This window comes from Gayadomonas joobiniege G7 (assembly GCF_000300815.1).
GTDB lineage: Bacteria > Pseudomonadota > Gammaproteobacteria > Enterobacterales > Alteromonadaceae > Catenovulum > Catenovulum joobiniege.
This window is the reverse complement of the sequence record NZ_AMRX01000008.1, coordinates 548,598-570,991: the sequence shown is the minus strand read 5'-3', so window position 1 is coordinate 570,991 and position 22,394 is coordinate 548,598. Positions and strand designations below refer to the sequence as shown.

Annotated in this window: 18 protein-coding genes and 2 pseudogenes; 4 read left to right on the top strand and 16 right to left on the bottom strand. The window is 42.3% G+C overall.

From position 1 onward, the window contains the following. Positions 1–4 precede the first annotated feature (4 nt). Positions 5–1,216: an IS256 family transposase gene (locus C727_RS0116970; RefSeq protein WP_026052775.1), complete on the bottom strand. Its 1,212-nt coding sequence runs from the start codon at positions 1,214–1,216 to the stop codon at positions 5–7. Between the two features lie 69 nt (positions 1,217–1,285). Here C727_RS0116970 and C727_RS19640 point away from each other — a divergent pair. After that, positions 1,286–1,417 (top strand): annotated as a pseudogene (locus C727_RS19640) (IS256 family transposase); the annotation flags it as partial. A 54-nt stretch (positions 1,418–1,471) separates the two neighbouring features. Here C727_RS19640 and C727_RS18850 read toward each other — a convergent pair. Further along, a complete protein-coding gene (locus tag C727_RS18850) occupies positions 1,472–1,741 on the bottom strand; it encodes a hypothetical protein (protein WP_017446860.1) in 270 nt (89 codons plus the stop codon). A 58-nt stretch (positions 1,742–1,799) separates the two neighbouring features. Further along, entirely contained in the window at positions 1,800–2,021 is a 222-nt protein-coding gene (locus tag C727_RS0116960) for a hypothetical protein (RefSeq protein ID WP_017446859.1), read from the bottom strand. A gap of 187 nt (positions 2,022–2,208) precedes the next feature. On the opposite strand from C727_RS0116960, the gene C727_RS0116955 reads away from it, so the two are divergent. Next, on the top strand, positions 2,209–3,363 hold the full coding sequence (locus tag C727_RS0116955) for a hypothetical protein (RefSeq protein ID WP_017446858.1): 1,155 nt from the start codon (positions 2,209–2,211) through the stop codon (positions 3,361–3,363). A 27-nt stretch (positions 3,364–3,390) separates the two neighbouring features. Here the strand turns inward: C727_RS0116955 and tnpC are convergent, their stop codons facing one another. Together tnpC and tnpB are read right to left on the bottom strand one after the other, a co-directional pair. Further along, the gene (gene tnpC, locus C727_RS0116950; protein ID WP_017446857.1) at positions 3,391–4,998 is read right to left on the bottom strand and encodes an IS66 family transposase; all 1,608 of its coding nucleotides are present in this window, start codon (positions 4,996–4,998) and stop codon (positions 3,391–3,393) included. Positions 4,999–5,032: 34 nt separating this feature from the next. Then, positions 5,033–5,401, bottom strand: a complete 369-nt coding sequence (tnpB, locus tag C727_RS0116945; RefSeq protein WP_017446856.1) for an IS66 family insertion sequence element accessory protein TnpB — start codon at positions 5,399–5,401, stop codon at positions 5,033–5,035. A gap of 96 nt (positions 5,402–5,497) precedes the next feature. Between tnpB and C727_RS19440 the strand changes: the two are divergent. Further along, positions 5,498–5,899: pseudogene (locus tag C727_RS19440) on the top strand (group II intron maturase-specific domain-containing protein); the annotation flags it as partial. A gap of 90 nt (positions 5,900–5,989) precedes the next feature. Here the strand turns inward: C727_RS19440 and C727_RS0116935 are convergent. From C727_RS0116935 to C727_RS0116895, 9 genes are all read right to left on the bottom strand, one after another. After that, positions 5,990–6,694: a phospholipase D-like domain-containing protein gene (locus C727_RS0116935; RefSeq protein ID WP_017446854.1), complete on the bottom strand. Its 705-nt coding sequence runs from the start codon at positions 6,692–6,694 to the stop codon at positions 5,990–5,992. A 549-nt stretch (positions 6,695–7,243) separates the two neighbouring features. Then, positions 7,244–8,842, bottom strand: a complete 1,599-nt coding sequence (locus C727_RS0116930) for an alpha-L-fucosidase (RefSeq protein ID WP_017446853.1) — start codon at positions 8,840–8,842, stop codon at positions 7,244–7,246. Between the two features lie 22 nt (positions 8,843–8,864). Further along, on the bottom strand, positions 8,865–10,502 hold the full coding sequence (locus tag C727_RS0116925; RefSeq protein WP_017446852.1) for a sodium:solute symporter: 1,638 nt from the start codon (positions 10,500–10,502) through the stop codon (positions 8,865–8,867). Between the two features lie 12 nt (positions 10,503–10,514). After that, a complete protein-coding gene (locus C727_RS0116920) occupies positions 10,515–11,285 on the bottom strand; it encodes an SDR family NAD(P)-dependent oxidoreductase (RefSeq protein WP_017446851.1) in 771 nt (256 codons plus the stop codon). A gap of 1 nt (position 11,286) precedes the next feature. Beyond that, a complete protein-coding gene (locus C727_RS0116915) occupies positions 11,287–12,084 on the bottom strand; it encodes an SDR family NAD(P)-dependent oxidoreductase (RefSeq protein ID WP_017446850.1) in 798 nt (265 codons plus the stop codon). Continuing rightward, on the bottom strand, positions 12,081–12,857 hold the full coding sequence (locus C727_RS19430; RefSeq protein WP_017446849.1) for an L-rhamnose mutarotase: 777 nt from the start codon (positions 12,855–12,857) through the stop codon (positions 12,081–12,083). Before C727_RS19430 ends, C727_RS0116915 begins: the two co-directional genes overlap by 4 nt. 4 nt (positions 12,858–12,861) lie before the next feature. After that, the gene (locus C727_RS0116905) at positions 12,862–13,974 is read right to left on the bottom strand and encodes a mandelate racemase/muconate lactonizing enzyme family protein (RefSeq protein ID WP_017446848.1); all 1,113 of its coding nucleotides are present in this window, start codon (positions 13,972–13,974) and stop codon (positions 12,862–12,864) included. A gap of 12 nt (positions 13,975–13,986) precedes the next feature. Further along, positions 13,987–14,991, bottom strand: coding sequence for an alcohol dehydrogenase catalytic domain-containing protein (locus C727_RS0116900; RefSeq protein ID WP_017446847.1), 1,005 nt, complete (start codon positions 14,989–14,991; stop codon positions 13,987–13,989). A gap of 157 nt (positions 14,992–15,148) precedes the next feature. Next, positions 15,149–17,212, bottom strand: coding sequence for a hypothetical protein (locus tag C727_RS0116895; RefSeq protein ID WP_017446846.1), 2,064 nt, complete (start codon positions 17,210–17,212; stop codon positions 15,149–15,151). Between the two features lie 170 nt (positions 17,213–17,382). Here C727_RS0116895 and C727_RS0116890 point away from each other — a divergent pair, with 170 nt between their 5' ends. Further along, on the top strand, positions 17,383–18,396 hold the full coding sequence (locus C727_RS0116890; protein ID WP_017446845.1) for a helix-turn-helix domain-containing protein: 1,014 nt from the start codon (positions 17,383–17,385) through the stop codon (positions 18,394–18,396). 6 nt (positions 18,397–18,402) lie between these two features. Here C727_RS0116890 and C727_RS19215 read toward each other — a convergent pair whose 3' ends face one another. Next, positions 18,403–19,710, bottom strand: a complete 1,308-nt coding sequence (locus C727_RS19215; RefSeq protein WP_162131413.1) for a family 16 glycosylhydrolase — start codon at positions 19,708–19,710, stop codon at positions 18,403–18,405. A 112-nt stretch (positions 19,711–19,822) separates the two neighbouring features. Next, positions 19,823–22,363 (bottom strand): glycoside hydrolase family 2 TIM barrel-domain containing protein, encoded by a 2,541-nt coding sequence (locus tag C727_RS0116880; RefSeq protein ID WP_017446843.1) that lies wholly within the window; start codon positions 22,361–22,363, stop codon positions 19,823–19,825. Between the last annotated feature and the right edge of the window lie 31 nt (positions 22,364–22,394).

The following is a 22,394-nucleotide window of genomic DNA, read 5'->3' as shown; positions in this document are numbered from 1 at the left end:
CCACTTAGTTAATATGTCTTTCGAGGCGTTCCTCGAACTCGATGATAAATCGACTCATCGCCTGACGCCAGTTTTGAATGGGCATTGTCCATTTTTTACTGGCATCTTTAATCGCAAGGTAAACCATCTTTCTTGCTGAGTCATCACTCGGGAAGATTTTTCGCTTCTTAATCGCTTTCCTAATCACACTGTTAAGCGACTCTATCGCATTGGTTGTGTAGATTGCCTTTCGAATATCCTCAGGATAATTAAAAAGCGTATTTAGATTTTGCCAATGATTGCGCCATGATTTTGTGATCTGCGGATACTGGCTATCCCAGGCATCACCGAAGCGCTCTAATTCAAGTAAGGCTTCATCTTCTGTAGCTGAACGATAAACGCGCTTGAGGTCTGCTGTAACGGCCTTGTAGTCTTTCCATGAAACATATTTCAATGAATTTCGCACCCTATGTACAATACACAGTTGAAGGTTGGTTTGAGGGAAGACTGTATTGATTGCATCAGGAAAGCCTTTTAGGCCATCAACACACGCTATGAGGATGTCTTCTACACCACGCTGTTGAAGTTCGGTCAGCACATTTAACCAGAATTTGGCACCTTCATTCTCGGCAATCCACATTCCCATCAACTCTTTATGGCCTTCGGTATTTATTCCCAATGCAAGAAAAATGGACTTGTTGATAACCCGTTTATCTTGGCGAACTTTAACGACGATACAGTCTAGGTAAACAATAGGGTAAATAGCGTCTAGAGGGCGAGATTGCCATTCAATTACCTGCTCAATAACCGCGTTCGTGACACGAGACACCAATGTAGGCGATATCTCAGCACCATACCATTCATCAAATGCACTGACGATTTCACGGGTACTCATACCCTGCGCGTAAAGCCAAAGGATTTTATCGTCCATGGACGTAAAGCGGGTTTGGTGCTTTTTGACCAGCTTTGGCTCAAAGGAGCCCTCACGGTCACGAGGAGTATCGAGTTCAAATTCACCATCTTCAGTTTTAACTCGTTTAGTACTTTTACCGTTGCGACTGTTTGTAGAAGTTGATTTATGGTGCTTCTCATAACCTAGATGCTCATCCATCTCTGCATTTAGTGCCGCTTCAACGGTGATTTTCTTGAGCATCTGGATAAATTCGCTTAGGTCCTCAGGGGTTTTAATCCCTTTGGCGGCTTCCCTTGCGAAAGCTTCAAGTTCTTTCTTATTCATGTTCATCTGCCTATCCTTAACCCATCTATAGGGTAATTTGAGATAGGCAATTACACAAAATTAGTTACAGTCTCAATTATGTATGCGGGCACATTAAATGCTTCGAAGAAATGGACAATGCCAATCCATAACTGGAATCTGACATTGTCGCAATTAGCCATCCACTTCGAAGGTAGGTTAGATGGTGTGCTAGATATTTAGCAATTTAGGCTGACACAGAATTCTGAACGCCCTCAACTTTAAAAAATTCAACTATTATGGAGTTATCTCCCCCGAGTTAAACAATGCGTTGCGTTCTTCAATAATAGCCTCAAAAGCGTCATGAATCGGAGACTCCTTATTGATATTAGTTTCAACATGAATTACTGCTCCAGCTGCTTCGGCAAAAGCTTGTGCCGAGTTTGGGTTAGAATGCGTTTCAGCCATCTTATTAATTATGTCGGCAGTTGATACGTCTGCTTTTTTAGCTCTGTTCAGGGCATTTCTATCTTTTCGAAATGCTCCTTGTTGTGTAAGTGTTCCCATATTTCTCACCCTTAATATACTTTAGTTTGTACTGATTGATTAATTATTTTCTTGCTCTTTATACTGCTTTTCTAACAATTTTATTGACTCTAGCGGCACTCAGGTCATAAATTTCAGCTACTTTTTTCTGAGAAACGCCAGACTTAACAGCATTTTTAATTTCAAGGTTTCGTATAGCCATTTCATGCTTTTTAGTCATACTATTAGACCTTTCAATTTGAACTTGCATACCCCTAACTTTTCTTTCTAATTCTTTAATTCTGTATTCATGGTTATTCATTATAAACTCCGATAAAATAATTAATTAACAATAAAAAAGTCTAACTATTTGTTATTTAGATTTTAAAAATAACGTTTGTAACACTTATATCTGCTACCCTGAGTATATTACTCGGGCATAACCTAATAGGCGAGGAAACGTTAGGTCACATTATAAAGCCCAACATTTCCCTTTAAACGATAGAATCATGACCAAAAGAAAGATTAATAATCCATTTGTAGAAAAATGGCTCATAGAGTTAGATGCAGTTATTCGACATGAAATTTTGAACTATTTGGTAGAAGAAAAATTAGCTGAGGATGGTGATTCTTTCTTTGATCCTTACCCTTTTATGGTTATCGATGAAGTAAAATTAGACGCTTTAATTGTTTATGGGGATAAACTTAATGAAGCTAAAGACGATACAGAGTTAGCTGAGCTGTTAAGCTCAGTAGGCTCTATAGAAGGTATTGATGCGGCTAAACGCTTCTTAGAAGAAAATGATCACCTAGTTCAGGTAATTGAAAAAACTAATTTAGAAGAACTAACTTCATCCGCAAGAAATATACTTACAGAGAAATATCCAGTTGCAATAAGGTCAGTTGAATATTTGATGAATAAAACAGGAGAAAATTCTCTTCCACAATGCCTAAAGTGGCGAAAACTCAATGACTTCTTTAGCATTGAGAACCTTTGGATAAGTAATGATTTAGAAAGAGTTTTAATATTTCACACTGAGTTAATCCAAAATACATTAGCAAAGAAGAAAACGAATCTAAGTAAACCTGAACTAATAACCTCAAATAAAAAATCTGAATTCATAGAGATAATAATCGAAGAGAAAAACGGTGAAATCCGTTTTATTAGTGACTACAAGTTAGACAAAATAAAAAAACTAGATCAAATTTATCAGAAGAAAGTTTTAGCTTATTGTGAAGAACTGGTCAAACTCCAACTTGAAAAATACACTTCAGGAAATAATCAAGACAAAGTTGAAAATACCCCAATACCGCCACCTGAAAAAATGTTAGCGACGAGATATGACGGGTATTTAGCATATATTATTGGCATGTACTGTATTAGGAATAAAAGCAAATACAAAACAATCGAAGGTTTAGAATATGAACAAGAGTTTGATAGCTTTAAAAGTTTTGTTAAAAAGCAATTGTTTGATAAGTTTGATTTTTTAAGGGAAGAGTTTAAAAACTGGTGCTACTTAAACGGAACAGATGATTACTCAGATGATATAGATAATTATATTACCAACGTTCTAACAAAACGAATTAAGGCAAATATAAATAAAACTCAAAAAGAAATTGAAAAGTTCAAGGAGTATTTTTCTGACGGTGATATGACGAATTAAAACCGTAAGCGATCTTAAATCACCCCTTTAAGCTGATTTTGGCATATTCCAAGGCAATAGTGCTTCTAATGTTTCGGCTGTGGTTGCTTGAGCGATATTTTCAAGTACGTATTTTATGTAGCTTGAGGGTTCAATTCCGTTGGCTTTAGCCGTTTCTATCGGTGAGTAGCAGGTTGCGCTGGCCTTTGCACCGCGTGCTGAGTCTGCAAACAACCAGTTTCGCCGACCGACAGCGAATGGCCGAATGGCATTTTCTGCTAAGGCATTACTGATGTTTACATAGCCATAGTTACAATAGCCAATCAGCTCATCCCATTGATTGAGCATATAAGAAATAGCCTTGTGCGTCAGAGAGTCTTTTAACACCCTACTCAGGTTATGCTCTAACCAACTTTTAAGTGTCTTGAGAATAGGCAATGCTAACGTTTGCCGAGCCTGGTATTTTTCTTCAGCGCTCAAGTCCGCTATGTTATTTTCGATAACATACAGTTTTCGAATGTAGCCAATGGCAACATCTGCCTTAGAGGGGGGACCTTTTTTACGCTTTTTAGCGCTCGGTTTAGCCGCACGACTCGCCTCAATAAACTTACGCCGTGCATGGTCCATACCTCCAATACGTGGTAATTTTTCTTCACGGCAGACTTTTGCGTAACCGGCATAACCATCGACTTGCAAGACCCCTTTAAATCCATTTAATAAACGAGCCGGTACTTCACCTGCACGAGATGGGTCATATTCAAATAAAACGGTGGGTTTGTCTGGCGGGCCGCCGCGTGTAACCCACATCCATTTATCACTTTGCACACTTTTGCCTGCTTCATTAATAACTTGAATACGGGTTTCATCCGCTTGCAGGTAGTTCCCTTGGTTTTGATGCTGACGAGCCAAAGTGATTAATGGTTGAAAGACTTCATCGAGTCGGATAACCCAATTTGCCATGGTATTGCGGCCAATTTCATGGCCTAGGCGGGCTAACATGTTATTGAGTCGATATAGAGGTAATCCATCTGCGTATTTTGAGGTGATAATGTGAGCCAGTAATGAGGTTGTGGCAATGCATTTGCCCAATGGATGTACTGGGCGTGTTGCAGCGACCATGCGCTCAATATCATATTCTGTCTCGAAGACGGCTTTTTCTTGCCATATCTCAATCACATTCAGTTGTGCTGGGATATATTCTAATTCTTCTTTTACTTTGCTGAAAAAAGTTTTGCTTGCGCCGGCTTTTTCTTCGTCACTGAGTCGAAGCTCTCGGCGGATGCGGTTTAACGTTGCACTGAAGCCTCTGTTACGTGTTTTTTTACGGGGGCTTGCTGAAGCAGTCTTCGGTGAAGTTTTTTCTGCGGGCACTTGCGCTTTTAAGTCATCAATGGCGGCTTCAAGCTCGGCTTCATCAAACAAGTTAATTTGCGCTACGTGTTTTTCGCTGCTTGCCGCAAAGCGTTTGATTTTAGCTAACCGCAGTAAGTCATCGGTCAGTGTTTTGTATTTGTCACGCTCAGCGATAGCTGCATCGCGTTGTTGACAGGCAGCCTCAAGTTGCGCTTCTTTTTGCGCTAACATAGCGAGTAACTCAGCCGTATTTAAACCGCTGTGAGTGACTGTTTTATCTTGATTTTTGCCTGTCTTTTTCATGGCATTATGATACCAAATCAGGCACTAAAAAGCGCTAATTTATTGCCTCATAATGCAACTTTTTATTGCCTTTTAGCAGGCTAATATCATAGCCATCTAAGAGCCAGTTTATTTGCTCGCCATCCAATACCATGAGGTCATCAGACGGTTTTGGCCATTTAAATTTCTCTTCAGCCAGCGCTTTATAATAGAGCACAAAACCGTTATCTTCCCACATCAAGCACTTGATTTTATTGCGCCGACGATTAGAAAAGACATACAAGGCACCGGTAAATGGGTTATGCCCCAACTCTTGCTCTACCAATACAGCTAAACCATGGGCTTGTTTACGAAAATCAATGGGATCTAGATAGAGGTAAATTTGTGGCAATGTCAGTGCTGGTCGTAAATAGCGTGTTTTCATAACAGCCTCAATAACTGCGTAACGGTTTGCACGTTGTCTGAGGTCACATCACGAATAACGATGCCATTGAGTTATCGGCATGATGTTAATACGCACCTGCATAAATTTAAACGACAAGTGCGCATTTTAACTAACCGTAAATGGGGCGTGAGCATGCACTACCAATTGTTTAAATTGAGTCAATATCTAAGGGGATGGATTAACTACTATGGAATTGCAAATGCATACCAGCAGTGTGTTGATTTAGACCACTGGATACGGCGTAGGGTCAGAATGTGTTACTGGCGACAATGGCGGAAACCGAGAACTAAAGTGAGAAGCTTGATGAAACGGGGTGTGCATGTGCAAGCAGCCGTTGCTTGTGGGATCACAAGTGAAGGGCCTTGGCGCAGCTCAAAAACACCGGGGATTCAACAAGCCTTGAGCTTGGGTTATCTGAAATCTGAAGGATTATATTCACTCAGAGACGGATGGATCAAAGTGCATTTTCCGAACTGATAATTTGTTAGATGAAACGCCCTGTGCGGACCCGCATGCAGGGTGTTGTGGGGGCTGAGGGCTAGATACCCACGGCTACCCGATTAGCATTTAGGTTCCAATTCGCCATTCAGGAGCCGCCCAGTCAGAATTCCAGTTCAACTCTTCAGACATGGCGGCTATTTGACCATACTCTCTGAAATATGCTTTCACTATCAATTCATCTTTAATGTACAACGCGTTCTCTAACGATAGAGTCGCATTTTTTGTAAGATTAAATGAGCCGGTCCAAACACCATACGGTGTCACTTTTTCTATGCCATGATCATCCGAACTGGGTTCTACTTTTGAAAAGATTAAAAATTTATTATGCATTCGAGGGAATGCCGGAGATTTATCTCTGTTATGATTGCCAACACACCGAACTGGGTCTAAGGAAGGATCACTAGCAACGGATACTGAACTCAAGATATTTCCAAATGAATACCGAGTGAGGTCGCATTTCAAGTTTCGATATTTCTTTCTCAAAGTATCTTTAAAGTCTGTTCTAGAACCAACATCTGGCCTCAAGAAATCTTCTTTTTGAACTATTATTGATACATTATCTTTCTTTGCTAGCGCATCCAGAATTGTGTAACTCGTTAACCACGCTACTGCACCGAATACAGCATCGGCCTTTTCGATATGTGAAAGAAGAATACTTTCAATGTTCCTAAAATAGACTTCAATTCCTTTAGCATCTGAAACGCTGTTATCTTCAAAATTTTGGTCGAAATTTCCGTCATTTTCTATTTGAAACTCATTTAGATTATTCATACTTCACGGTATCTCCTTGATGATGCTAACGCTTTGGTGTTCATACACACTAAGTGTGGATGAACCTCTTGTTGAACGGGCAAACGACACAACCGGTATAATTGGATGCGGCTGGTTTGATTTATGCTACATATACTATGGGAATTTGCTTTTTTAAGCTCGAGTGAGGTAAACGCTTGAGTCCCTATTATTTGCATGCTCCAGTCTTTTCCTTTGTGGTTTGCGCGTTGATTTGATTTTAATTTAAGCCAAATGAGTCGTTTTTTGCAACTTTTTTTAGTATGCACAGCAGGGCCTAACTCAATGGGCTTTGTTTGTGATAGCTTTTATTGCTTTAATCAGTTTCACCTATCGCTTCATGACCTGTGGCAAACTAGGCAAGCTCAAAGCAGACTTCACGTCTCGCCATATAATTTAAAAACGGCGTAGTATTCAGTTGTAGTAAAAGCAGCTGCATTTTAGCTGGGTTTGCCAATAGTGCAGGTGCGGCGGCGTATACACTTGTTCGCAACGCCTGCGGCGGTGCGAACCTACTCTTTTATAGGGCATTTACTCACCATCCACGGCATTGCCTGGATCTTCGCCGCCAATGCCGACTTCTTCTTCATCATATAGGCTAATTTTATAAGTTAACGCCATAGTGTTGGGCACTGATTTGGGGGCTTTTATGGTTAAACCTTTATCGTTGAGCCTCCATTGCACAGGTTGATCGCTGCCCAACAACTCAATTTTGCTGATTTTAGAGGTTAACACCGTGAATCTGCTGGCCAGTGTTTCGATAAATATATCGCTGGTTGGCGCATCCATCACAAAAGCATACAGAGTATCTTCCCCTTTTTGGGTGAAACGTATGTCTTTTGCTGTGTATTTAATCTTTTGTTTTTCTATTTTGTGGCCGCCACGGCGAATTCTCGTGGGCCCTTCGCCAAAAACTGTCCATGGACGCGAGCCGTAAATACCTTCTCCGTTCACTTTTAACCAGTCGCCCATTTTGGTTAAAAGCTGCTGCATTTCAGTTGGGATAGAGCCATCTGGATCAGGCGGCACATTCAGCAACATCAAACCGTTTTTCGCGACGATATCAATTAAAATATCAACCAACTCATTGGGTTCAACAAACTTGGCGTTTTGACTATAGTACCAAGCACCTGGTGAAGTATCTGTCATCCAGTACGGAGACTTGGTTTTATTTGGACGTCCGCGCTCATAATCAAGTACGCCAACATGGCTCGGGAACGAGGTGTTTTTATAGTTAATCACCACCTCTTTACCCCATTTTTTGGCTTGATTGTAATAATAAGCAACAAATTCTTTGCGGTATTCTTCGTCTAACTCTTCAACCCACCAGTCAAACCAAATCACGTCCGGTTTGTAGTTATCAATCACCTCTTTCAATTTGGCTAACCAGCGATCATGAAACTTTTTGTTTGGTGTAAAGTCTGTCAGTGCGTGCTCATCCGTGTATAAATCGGCCGTTTCGGCCGTTGCATCAAATTTATAAGCGTTGGCGTAATAAACCCAGGTAAAAGCATGATGAAATGAGGTAATAAACTTCATATCTCTTTTTTCAATGGCTTTTTTTAACTCGCCAGTGACATCTATGCCAGTAAAATCTTTTACATTCCAGCGCGTAACTTGGCTGTCCCACATTGCAAAATTGTCGTGGTGGATTGCAACGGGCCCTGCAAACTTAGCGCCCGACTGTTTAAAGAGTTGCGCCCACGCTTCGGCATCAAATTTGTTCGGTTTAAAACTTTTTATAATGTCTTTATAGCCAAATTGGCTGGGATGTCCGTGCATTTCACTATGTTTTTTAAACACATATGAAGGTCGGCTTTGGGTTTTTCCGGGTTGTCCAGCTACAGGATAAGCTCTAATTTTACCAGTTTTCCAGTCATACTGCTTATCCATGTACAAATCTAACCCATACCAACCGGCCGGCCACTCTAAACCAATGTTGGCAGTTGAGGTAGGCCCCCAATGCGTATAAATGCCAAATTTTGCATCTTTAAACCAATCCGGAATGGCATTTACGCCTTTTAGAGATTGCCAGTCTGGTTTAAAGCTTTCATCCGCCGAAGCTGACTGCGCAGCCAAAAATGTGAGGCTTAACGCGAGCGCCAAGGGTTTAACTAACTGTTTTAGCATAACATCAATTCTCGTATTCAAATCAGATAAAAAAGCTGTAACAAACTAACATGACTAGGATTAACAGCAGTGACAAAGTTCGTGGGTCAAAAACTGACCTAAGTGGCTTTTCTGTTAGCACCAATAGCGGGCTCTGCCAGCAATACTGGGCCACTGTTGAGCGATCTGGCGCAGGGGTTAGCAAGCTCACGACCACTAAAATCGCACTGCTTAAAACAAACAGCCACCAAGCTTGCAGCATAAATGGAATGCCTAACACTTGAGTAAAATATCGGATAGACTCACCCTGTTCATTGACACCAACAAACCAACTGGATACGGCTGGAAAATCCATGCAAAACACCACAGCGCCCGCCAAAAAACCAATAATTAAGGTCGCTAAAGCAGCCTGGCTAGTGCCCCGCGGCCAAAAAATCCCCCAAATAAAAACGGCGCTGATCGGTGGTGCTAACACAGCGATCATTTGATTAATGCCTTCAAAAATGCCACCAAAACGCTCGCCCTGCATCGACCATAAAATGGCTAATAGCAAAACCACAGCCACGGTAATGCGACCATATAAAACAAGCGCTCGGTCTGGTGTTTGAGGATTTATCCTTTTAACAATATCTATGCTGACCAAGGTTGCTGTCGAATTCAGCGCACCAGCAACTGTGCTCATTAGCGCCGCCAATAAACCGGCAACCACAACGCCTTGTAAACCAATCGGTAGTAACTCTTGAATTAATACCACTAAGGTGGCGTCTTTGTTGTCGCCGATACTAGAAGCAAATAGCACATAAGCAGCGATGCCCGGCAATACCATAAACAACACAGGGAGAATTTTAATAAAGCCCGCAAAAATAGGCCCTAATTGGGCATCTCGTTCGGTTTTAGCCGCCAAAACTCGCTGCACTATCGTTTGATCGCTACACCAATACCAAATACCTAAAATTGGATAACCTAACAGCATTGCATACCAAGTGTACTCACCTTCAGTACGCAACATGCTCAATTGCTCTGGTTTAGCCGCTGCAGTCAGTTTTTCAAGCGAATTAATGCCCTGCTCGCCTAATGCGACAAATGCAAAGTAGGCAACTGCAGCCGATCCCAGCAATAGGGTAATGGTTTGCACTGCTTCAGTAACAACAACAGCTTTCAACCCACCCAAGGCGGTATAAAGCAAAGTTAATACTGAAATAATTAAAATAGACCAAACAATGTCGATGTTTACAAAGCTCTGAAAAACAACCGCGCCAGCATATAAGGTAACGCCAATGTGAATAAAGAGCGCGCCAATCACCCCCATTATCGCAAGCACAGTGCGCGCGCCCGGCCCATAGCGACCTTCAACATACTCTGGCAATGTTGAGATCTTGCTGCGAAAATAAAAAGGCGCAAACACCAAACCCAAAACAATCAATAAAAACGGCGCTAGCCACTCAAAGTTGCCCACCACCATGCCATGATCGTAACCCGACGCTGCTAATCCAATCAGGTGAACGGTAGATATATTGGTCGCAAATAGTGCCAGCCCTATCATAGGCCAGCGCAAGGCTCGACCCGCCAGAAAATAGCGCGCACTGGACTCACCCGAACGGCGTCCGCTGTAGAGTCCTAACCCTGTAATAGCGAGTAGGTAAAAAACAATGATCGCTGCATCAAACCAATGGATATTCATATTAGACTCCGCTTAAAAACCAATCTCGGCACCACCATCCACACGCATAATTTGTCCAGTCACAAATTTGCTTGCAGGAGAGCATAAATACACGGCCATTTGCGCAATATCATCCGGCTCACCCATGGTTTGCATTGGCGTGCGTGAAAGTACTTTTTGCTTTCGCTGTCGATCGTCGGCAAACGCTTTGTCTGTCATTGGCGTGTGTATCCAGCCCGGTGCAATGGCGTTTACCCGAACATTTTGAGCAGACCACTCTGCCGCTAATCCTCGAGTAAGCCCCAATACACCCGCTTTTGCGGCGCTATAAGCAATCACGTTAGGAACGCCGATAAATGAGACCATTGAAGCTAAAAATATAATGTTGCCCGCGTTGTTATGCAGCATCTTAGGCGCGACCAACTGAGCCAATGCAAACGCCGAAGTTAAATGAGTATTTAACACTTCGTTAAAGCTGTCTAACGGCACATCCACGGCCGCTTGTTTAATATTTTGCCCAGCGTTGTTCACTAAAATACTAATGTTGCGATTAAAAGTACGCTCTGCATGCAAAACCATGCTCTGTCGATCGTCATCATTATTTACATCGGCACAATAATAAGTGGCACGATCACCCAGTTGCTGTTGCGCTTGTTTAAGTAACGCCTCACGGCGGCCAGTGATACACACCTGACAACCCACCGCGACAAAAGCTTTGGCAATGGCAAAACCAATTCCGGTTGACCCACCGGTTATCAGCGCTAATTGATTATTGAGTAGCAAAGGGTTAAAACTCTGAGTCATTTTATTCCCCTTTTGTTGGCATGCCGCTCGCAGGCGGCAAATGGCGATAACCCAATTCGGCACCGCCAGACACGTGCATAATATGTCCAGTGACAAAACGCGCATCGTCAGAGATTAAATACAGTGCAGACGACGCAATAACGTCTCCTTCAGGACAATAACCAAGGGCATGAATATTATTTAAATAGTTTTGCATTTGCTGTGGCTCTGCTTGCTCATTCACCCATTCGCGTAACATAGGCGTCCACGCGCCCGCGGGACAAATTGCATTAACCCGAATACCAAAAGCTGCAAAATCTAATGCCATAGATTTGGTGAGCGCATTAATGCCGCCTTTAGTTGCTGCGTATGCAGCATGATCAGCTTGGCCTATCACTCCGGCCATACTAGAGGTATTTAAAATACAGCCGCGGCTTTTTTTAAGGGCTGCAATACCGTGTCGCGCGGTTAAAAATACACTCTTTAAATTGGTATTTTGCACCTGCTCCCACTCTTCTAATGACGTTTTATCAATACTTTTGGTTGGCGCCCCTATGCCTGCGTTATTGTGGATCACATCAATTCGGCCAAACTCTTTTACCGTTTTTGCAATCGCTGCAGCGACTGACTGATCACAGCGAACATCACATTGAATAGATAAGTGAGGGCCCTTATAGTCCGCCAGCTTACACTCAGCTTGCGTTGCATTGATATCGGCAATAACCAAATTTGCACCTTCGTTTATATAGGCTTTTGCACACGCCCAACCAATGCCGTGCGCACCACCAGTTAAAAAAATAACCTTGTTATTTAATCTCATGGCTGCGCCTCCATTATGCTCTCCATGCCCGACCAATTGCCCTGCCCATGCAAGTTAATTAAGCAATCTTCGGTGTGTTGCCACCAGCGTTGAGTGACCGGATCGGCAGCCATGATTTGATTGTCTTTTTGCATGTCGTTACCTATATACTCGGCATAGGTAAATAGATATAAAGCTTGATCTAATTCGATTAAAAAACTGGTCCAGTTGCGGTAATTAGATTTAACCATGGTGTCTACCACGGCTGGCCAATTGCTTTGGTGAAGTTGGCGATAGGTTAGTTCTTTTGTCGGTTTTAAACCGCTCATTAATGCCATGGTTTTAACTTTTTGGCCGTCAACCGGAAACACTTCTCGGCTGGCAATTAAATTCATCCATTCCATTCGCAGCCACACAGCCGTTTTTTTTGCTCTTGGATGGGCAATCAGTGTTTGGCTTAAATCTGCTAATTTTGGTATTGCTTGCGAAAAGCGAACGTCCCAACCCGAGATCGCTTTGTTTTTGCTTTCAAAATATGCAAAAACAAAAACTTTTTCATTCACTGTTTGAGTGGATATCAGCAGATTGGTGATGCCTTTAGCTGACAATTTTATCTGCTCTTCAGGCGTTATTTGAGTGAGATTTTTAAGTTGCTCTAACTGCTCGGGTTTAGCTAAAGCAACTAAACCAATGCGCTGAACATCAGCAAAATGCAACCGATTTTCGTACGGCGAAAATGCCATCACTTGGCAGGCATTTAAAAAGAATACAGTGATTAATAATATTTTTTTCATAAGCTTATAGTTTATTGATGGTATCTAATGCCAATTCACTGGGTTGCATGCCTGCACCTGGTGCTTGCGGAGCAACAAAGTAGCCGTCTTTAACCTGCACTGGATGCTCCATCCAATTGTTGAGCCATGGAATATACTCCAGCAAAGAGCATGCAGGGTGAGCAAAACACAAATGTTGATGAACCTGCGCCATGTCGCCAACATGCGGCACCACTGGAATATTATTCGCATACGCCAGTTCGGCCACTGTCCACCATTCGGTAATGCCGGCCAAACGAACAATATCTGGTTGAACAAAATCTACCGCGTCCGCTTGGATAAAATCTCTAAACTGTTCGGTTAAATAAAGTTGTTCACCTAAGGCTATCGGCGTGCTTATACTGTTTGCTAAACGGCGATGACCTTTAATGTCATCAAAACGCAACGGCTCTTCAATCCAACTGATATCAAATTGTTCGAGTTGCTTGGCGTAGCGAATGGCTTCTGGCACCGACCAACGGCCATTAGCATCTGTCATAATTTGAATATCATCGCCTAATGCATGACGAACTGCTTCGACTCTACGCAGATCTTCACGGCCACTGTCGCCCCCCACTTTAATTTTTACCGCTTTATAGCCATGCTCTTCTACCATGCGTTTGCAGTCGGCAACCAGTTGCTGCTGACTCCAGTTTAACCAGCCGCCGTCAGTGTTGTACGCTTGCACATTTTCTTGGCCGGATGCGCCTAACAAATGCCATAAAGGGACACCGAGTTTTTTGCATTTAAGATCCCACAGTGCAATATCAATTGCGCCCAGCGCTAAATGCGTAATGCCTGAGCGCCCAACCCAATAAATTTCGCTATGACGATACAACTTTTGCCACAATGCTCGGGTGGCCAGCGCGTCTTCACCCAATAATAACGGACCATAACTTTGGGTAATGCAATCCACAATCAAACGGTCGGTTGGTAGGTGCGCATGGGTGCCAGAAAAACCATAACCAACATGACCGCAGTCAGTATGAATAGCCACCCCAGGTGCCCCCCAATGAGTAATCGAGTGGGTGCTATCGGCGATACCTCCGCGGGTAACGGGGGCGTGTAAAATAATAGGTTCTAACCGGGTAATTTTCATATTTGCTGTCACTTAATATTCAATGAGTGCTTTGATGAGCTCGGGATCTTCTAATAATTTAGGCAAGCTCTGATCGATTTGATAAAAATCTAGTTTTTTGGTGATCATCGCGAGTGGATCAATTTGGCCATCGGTGATCGCTTGTATCACCTGTTTAAACTCGCTGCTTAATGCCGCTCTGCTTGCCGCTAAAGTGATATCTTTTTGAATAAATTTGCCGATATCTAAACGCACATCACCACTGTGCAAGCCAACATAAACCAAAGTAGCTGAAAATCCTAACAGCTCAAACGCTGCATTCATTGACTGCGCATTACCGGTCGCATCTATCACTTTGTCTGCGCCCTGCGGAAAAATTTCGGCAACTTGTTTAGCGAGTTGATCTTTTGCGACTATTGCCTGTCCTAAGCGCATCTGTTGCTCAGCAAATGCCACTCTTTTTTCGCTCACATCAACCAGCAAAAGATTAGCGCCCGCCGCTTTAGCAAATAAAGCCGCAGCCAGACCTATGGTGCCTAAGCCAATAACTATGACCTTTTCGCCGGCTTGAATATTGCCACGATTCACGGCATGTAAACCTATTGCTAAAGGCTCAACTAAAGCAGCCTGCTCAACCGAGAGTTGCGCTGCTTTATGCAGATATTGCTCAGGCAGCGTCATAAATTGACAATGACCACCATCAAAATGGATCCCCAATACCTGTAAACGCGTGCAGCAATTGGTTTTACCGGCACGACAAGCAGTGCATTGCCGACAAAAAAAATAAGGTTCAACAACGCACCGCTCATCTGGATTGAAGGATGATTGTTCGTCTGCGCTAAGCACCTCAACGCAAAGCTCGTGTCCTAAACGACGCGGAAAGTTAAAAAATGGCTGTTTACCAGCCATTGCATGTAAGTCGGAACCACAAACCCCGCAGGCTAATACTTTAACTAACACCTCACCTTGTTGACGTTTAGGCATAGGTTGTTGCATTTGGCTAAACTGCTTAGGCTCGTTTAATTGCACACTCAGCATATCGACCCTTGTTTAATAATAGTTACAATATAAAAACTAAAAGTTAAAACGAATGATATCAGCCGAAGGCATTAAGAACTTGCAGTATTTTACAGGTGGTAAATATTATAAAAATTAAACTCCGCGCATTTATAACAAACACGCGGCTAAAAGAGAGTTACTGAGGACGTTTTATCGCTTTAGACATATTAAAAACCTGCAATACTGCGGTGGTTGCTGTACCGCCCGAATCTGCAAAAACAACTTCTATGCGGTTGTCTTTTTTAATCGCCGAAAATGGCACAGGGATCTCTAAAATACCAAAAAAGTCTTTGCGCGCTTTATTTTCATAATGACCGCGCACATCGGACGGGACATCCAACTCAACGCCATTAAATGTAACTTGTGGCGTTAAACTCAAATGATGTTTACGGCCCAGCCCTAATCTTAAAATGGCTTCGCCCTGTTTACCTTTGTTTACTTGGTTCACTTCAAATTCTATCGGCGTATCGGCTTTAATCGGTTGGCGAAAGCTATTTTCATCGCTGGCATAATATTTGTGCTCATTTAAATGCTGATCAATTTTTATCTCATTGGCAAATTCAAAGGTAAAAATACGGGTGGCTTCAGCGGCAATCGGGAAAACTTTAGCCGATGTGGCTAATCGTTCATTTTCTAAAACAGCACGCTGTTGCTGTGGATGCCAATACAGGTGTTTACTGCTTACTTGAATTAGTTGGTTATTAAAAAGCCCTTGCACATCCAAGGCTAAACCTTGCTCGCTTAGCTCCATGTTATTGGCAATTAAATAAAGTTTATTGCCATCAACATAAGCATCAACTTGCATGTCTATTTGGTTGGCAAAACTATCAACACGAGTGCCTTTGACATCCGACCATAATTGATACCACTTTAAAATATCTGAAAACACCCATTTTGAATCCGCTTTTTCTTTTACGTATTTTTTGCCGGATAGCTCTTCCTCCATTACAAATAAACGAGTGCTGTATCGTTTGCCATTTGCATCCACGCCGCCGTTTTGGCTGTTATACCAAAGCGCTTTGTTGATATGGAACGGCATAGACACTGCAATTTGATCGGGGCGCTCCAAAAACCCCATCATCATTGATGAAAAAGAGCGGATATTTAACCAGTCTAGTTTTCTTGAATATCCAACCTCTTTAATTTCGGCTCGCTCAATTGGATTTGGCGTAAAATAGCCGTATTCAGAGATCACCCAAGGTTTTCTTTCGCCAGTCGCAATTAAACTGTATTGGTCTAACATATCCAGAATAGCTTCTGCGTTCGCACCTGCGCGATAGGCTTCTTTGTTGCCGCGGTAACTGTCGTAAATATGAATTGAATAAAAATCCATATCCTTGCCGGCCGTATCAATAAATACTTTCCAACGCTCATCAAAGGTTGCAAAATCTCGCTCTTCTATGCCGGGCCAAGCGGCCGTATAGCCACCAACTTTAATCTCTGGGTGCGACTTTTTGATTTCTCTGGCGACTTTTACATGCAACTCAGAGATAGATTGAGCCGTTGCTCTGTGCTTTGCAGCAAATAAAATAGGCTCATTCATCACTTCAATGTAGGCAGGTTTAGGCTCTCCGGTTGTGCCGCCCTGACCGTAAGAAAAGGTCAAATTGTCAGCATAAAATTTGGCTAATTCATCAAACCCTTTGATCCAAGTATTATATTGGCTACATTTTTTTACAGTACAGGGAAATTGATACTCTAAATGCGGATACATTACAGGTTGGCCGCCTCGCATCATATTGACTGTGCGTTTTTCTAGCGCAGACACGGCCGTTGGATCGGCTTGATAAAATTGGGCATAGTTTTGTTTATCTTGCTGACCAAATTTTTCAACATGCGATACTGAGATCTCACCGTTTTTAGCTGACTTTTTTAACCGAGCTAAATGCCAAGGAAATGCACCATTGTCTCTGCCCAAATAAACGTCATATTGATTTAAAAATTGATCTCGCAGGGCTGCATCCTCTTTTGACAAGCCTTTTTTAGCATCACTGTTGCCCCAATTTGTATCACCAATAAAACTATGCAAGGTGATAAATTTACTGCGATCTAGCTCGGCTACACCACCAACAATATGTTTCATATTGGCATTCACTGAAATCTTGATAGGTTCAGCTGCGTTTAGATTTGCTTGCACAAACAATTGAGTGCTGACTAAAGCCAAAGTCATCGACTTAAATTTAAATCCCATAGGTTTCATTAATATTCTCTCTGATTTGTACTTAATGCCTTATATAAATATTGTAACAATGTAAAAAGTTGACATTAATTTTTATGGATTTTTGCAAAATTTATTTTCCGGATGAGATTGATTTAATACTTGTATTATTTACAATGCGGTAGATTTTATAAATTTATACCTGGTTCGTTATGCAAAAACCTGTTTACAAGTCTGATCATTTACGCTTTGAAATTGACAATTGCCTACCCCAGATGTCAGCGGTTAAAGATCATAAAATAGAGATGCACGCATTAACGCATGGCAACTATCCAGGTCGCGAACTGAGCGAAACGCAACTTTCGGGCATTAGCAGTATGGGTTTTATGCATGTGGTCGGTGAGCAAGACTGGGGCATATCCCCCCACAGAAACGAGGGCATTGAAATCTGTTTCCAAGAAAACGGTACCAATGTGTTACGTGTCGATGGGGATACGTACCAAGTGCCTTCAAAAACCCTTACCATTACCAGACCTTGGCAACTTCATCAGGTTGGCGATCCTAATTTAAGCAGCGGTCGCTTACATTGGATTATTATTGACGTAGGTGTACGTAGTCCTAACCAGAGTTGGCAGTGGCCAAGCTGGTGTATTTTAACCGAGGTCGATAAACAAGAATTAGAAGATTTGTTACGTCGTAATGAAACCCCTGTTTGGCAAGCAAACAATGATATTTTAAATGTATTTAAACGCTTACAAGCTTCTATCGTTACCACTGAGGTCGAACGTGAGATCTCTCAGTTGCAAATTCAATTAAATCAATTATTGCTAAATTTATTACAGTTATTGCGCAGTAAAAATATCGCCTTAGAAGACCACTTAACCTCAAAGGCTCGAAGCGTAGAGATATTTTTAGATGAATTAAAAAATAATTATAAAATTGCAGGTTTTGAATGGACGCTTGATTTAATGGCTGAACATTGCCAAATGGCGCGTTCGGCTTTTTCAAATTATTGTCAGCAGCTGAGTAATAGCAGCCCAATATTATATTTAATGCACTGCCGGTTAGAGCACGCCGCGCGGCTGTTAGTCGACAAGCCTGGCCTGTCGGTCACTGACCTGGCCTACGATCTGGGATTTTCGAACAGCCAGTACTTTAGTCGTTGTTTTAAACAAAAATATGGCTGCCCACCTTTGCGCTGGCGCAAAAACAATTTACCAAATTAATTTGTTTTATTTAACAATCTTAATCGGCCCAACCGACTGATTCAAGTAGATATTTTTACCGTTAGATGACTTAAAAACCGCAGTAATATAATAGTCATGCCCCGGCTTTAGTTGCTCACTTGGCATTAAAGTGGCTGTCGGGATGCTCACGGTGAGTTGCCCACCAAATTTTTTATCCTCTGACAAAACACTGCTCATCGTTTTAGAGCTAACCACCTTTTTATAACCGTCTGGCCCTTTTTCTAATAAATTGACCCGCAAACCACCATAGTTTCCGGCCGTTATAGAATGGTTACTGCCAGCATGATAATGTACGTCCAATACCAAAGGCTGAGTTGTGCTCTGCTCCATCGTTCGAATTTGATCTGCATTTGCCAGCCAGATGGACGGTAAAATCTGCCAGCTTCGTACATAATCAACGGCCATGGTCGCATCGTCTGGAAAGCCTTTTTGCGTCACTGTGGCTGGGTTGGGATCGGCGCGTTGACAAGCTGCATTGTATTTGATCAGTTGTCGCCTTAAACCCATGGAAAAAATCACATGCATAGGTCGATGCCAATATAAATTCTTTTTAGAGCCAATGAGTTTGCCATCGACATACCAAAAAATTCTGTCTTGACGATTTTCTACTGCATAAGTGTGAAAGCCTTTAGATGGATCAAACGGCGTTTGGTATTGCAATAATTGCTCATCAGGATAAGGTTTTGGCCGCCGCCAATAAGTTTGGCCATTCTCTGCAACAATGCGTGCGTGTAAATTATGGTCAGTCACGTTAATTGGGTCGGCATCATCGACTCCAGGGCCATGCCAGTCAGCTTGTTGCAACTCTACAACGTCAATTTCGCTGTAATCAACGGAGCCCGCCTGATCGCGATCTGAGTACGGATGCCCATCACTGTACAACCAAAATGCAGGGCTAAGGCCAGGAAATAGTTTAACCCCTTTAATTTTAGCTTCGTAAAAACCATACACTGTATCGCTTTTAGACTTAAGTGCGCCAGATTTATAATACAGCTCACGCGCCACTTTTTTTGCCGAACCACCCGCTTTGCCGTCCCAGCAACTGTCGTTAAACCACCTCGTGTGCGTTTGCTGAGTGACGCTAATCTGCAATTTACCATCACGTATAAATGTATTTTCAGGAACAAACGTCCATGCACCAATCACCAAGTCTTTAGGCGCGCTCACCCATTTATTTAAGTTAAGTTCTGCTTGGTTAAATTCGTCTGATTTATCATACAGCATCTGCAAACGCGGTTGCCCTTGTGCAAACCCATTTGGCTTCAGCACTTGTGCGGCTGTTACATTAGCCACATATAGCCCGCACAAGAAAAAACTTAAACTTGTGTGTAAACGCATATCGCTACCTTATTGACTGATTAAAGCGAATATTACATCAGATAAACATCATATGTATACATTAATTTTACTTTACAACATCAATTTGTATCTTATCAACTATTTTGTTTTTAAGTTTAACCGCAATATTAAAACTTCCAGTTTGGTTTTGGCTTTGCACCAGCAGCAAGGCTTTACCTTGGTGCGTTTTTATGCTGCTGCTTTGATGCGACTGAATATTGTCCACAGCACCATTGTCAGTACCTAAGAACCTTAATTGATCATTCACCAAAAACTCTATTTCTGTGTCTTTATGCCTGACCGGCTGGCCATTTATATCAATAAGCTGTGCTGTGATATGGGCAACATCATAGTGGTTATTATTCAAGGTTTTTGTATCCGCGGTCAGTTTTACCGCAACCGGTTCCGAGGCTGTTTGCAAACTAACGCTTTGCTCAGAATTAACCACTTTGGCAGTTAATCGACCCGCAGCAAAAGGAAGATGCCATTTTAAGATACGATCAGGCTGCTCGCTTAACTGCTGTATGCCCATTGATTGGCCATTTAAAAATAACTCGACTGCCGCTTGGTTGGTATAAACTTCAACTACAGTGTCTAGTCCTGGCTGATAATTCCAATGAGGGTTTAACGCATGCCATCCCCATTTGCGTTTTTTCCACTGTCCTGGCTCTTTTTCTACCAGCTGGTTTTGCTCTAACTTGTATAAAGAGTCGGTCAATGTTTGCGTGGCCATATACAGGTGCGGCTGCTCATCCCATAAACTTTTGATCATATGGAAGCTTGGGCGTTCAAAGCCAGCAAAATCCAACATGCCTGAAGATGACCCTTTTTTTGGCCAATCACCATTTGATTCACCTAAATAACTGATACCGGTCCACAGCATAATTCCGGCAATATAAGGTTTATCCAGCACAGCTTTCCACTCATGCCATTGCACCCAGTTCTCTGTGCCTAAAATCATTTTTTCGGGATAATGTTGGCGGCCATATTCGTATACTGATTGTCGGTAACTATAGCCAATAACATCAAGCGCATCTGTGTATCCACTATGGTGACTGACCGAAGGTATCACTAAGTTGGCGGTCACAGGTCGGCTTTTATCTACTTCTTTTACCCAAGCCGCCAAACGCTTTGCCGTATTGGCTAACTGAGGGCCTTTAATGGCTTGCTCAGCAAAAACCTGTTTGCTTTGCTCGGGTGTATAAGGCGGCGCGTCCCAATAATAATTTACCTTGTTGTTTTTATCCCAATAGCCTGCCGCGCTAGTATAACGATTATAAGTCCACTCGATTTCGTTGCCTATGCTCCACTGAAAGATAGATGCATGATTGAGATCTCGGCGTACCGTGTTTTTTAAATCTTGCTCTGCCCACTGCGCAAAATCTATGTTATAACTTTGTGTGATATAGTCCACAGCGCCCTGCTGGTTAAAGTTTTTGCGTTTATCTTTTGGATTGTCCCACTCGTCAAAAATCTCTTCCTGAACTAAAAACCCTATTTCATCACACAAGTTTAAAAAGGCTTTAGACGCTGGATTATGCGCGGTACGAATGGTATTGACCCCAGCTTCTTTTAACTTGAGCAAACGTCGACGCCATACGTCATCAGGAACAGCTGCGCCAACTAAACCCGCATCATGGTGTAAATTAACCCCTTTTATTTTTAGCGCCTGACCGTTAATAAAAAACCCTTTGGTCGGATCATTCACAAAGGTACGAATACCAAAGCGCGTTTTTTTGCTATCGACTAACTGCCCTTTGTTATATATCTTGGTTTGCAGCCAATACAAATTTGGCTCAGCTGGCGACCAAAGTTTAGCTTTGTTCAAGTTAAAGTCTTGCTCGACCACCCTCTCATCGCCAGCAACAATATCAACAACCGTGTTTTTAGTCGCCAGTGTTTGACCTTGAGCGTCTAAAATAGTCGTTTCAAATTTGACCGCTTGCGTTAGATCACTGTCGTTAACTACAGCTTGCTCAAGCCTGATCTGACTGCTTTTCGGGTTAGCGTCAACCGTTGTGATACGTGTCGACCAAACTGGCATATGAATTTTATTATTTACCAACAATTTAACATTGCGATAAATACCAGAGCCTGTATACCAACGTGAATCAACATAACGAGTGCGGTCTACATAAATGGCAAGCTGATTTTGGCTACCATCTTGAGTTAGATAAGGTGTTAAATCTAGATAAAATGGTGCGTAACCTGAAGGCCGCTCAGCTAATTTATAACCGTTGAGCCAAATTTGGCTGTGGTTATAAATACCATCAAACAAAATTTGAACTTTAGCGGCTGGTTTACCGTTGAGCTTTGGGGTATTAAAGGCTTTGCGATACCAGCCCTCACCACCAGGCAAATAGCCAGTTGCGCCCGCCGTATTGGTTTGGCTATAAGGCGACAGAATACTCCAGTCGTGCGGCAGGCGAACAGTTTGCCAGTGGCTGTCATCAAAATTTCGCTGCTGAGCACCTTCTATATTTTGCTGAATAAAGCGCCAGTTAAAGTTAAAATCAATGGCTTGATGCGCTGATTTGGCATATAGCACACCAGTGATAAAAAAGAAAAAAACGCCAAATACGCGAACACTAAGTCCTGTTAACCGCATAATTTAATCTCGTTACATAATGAATACACAA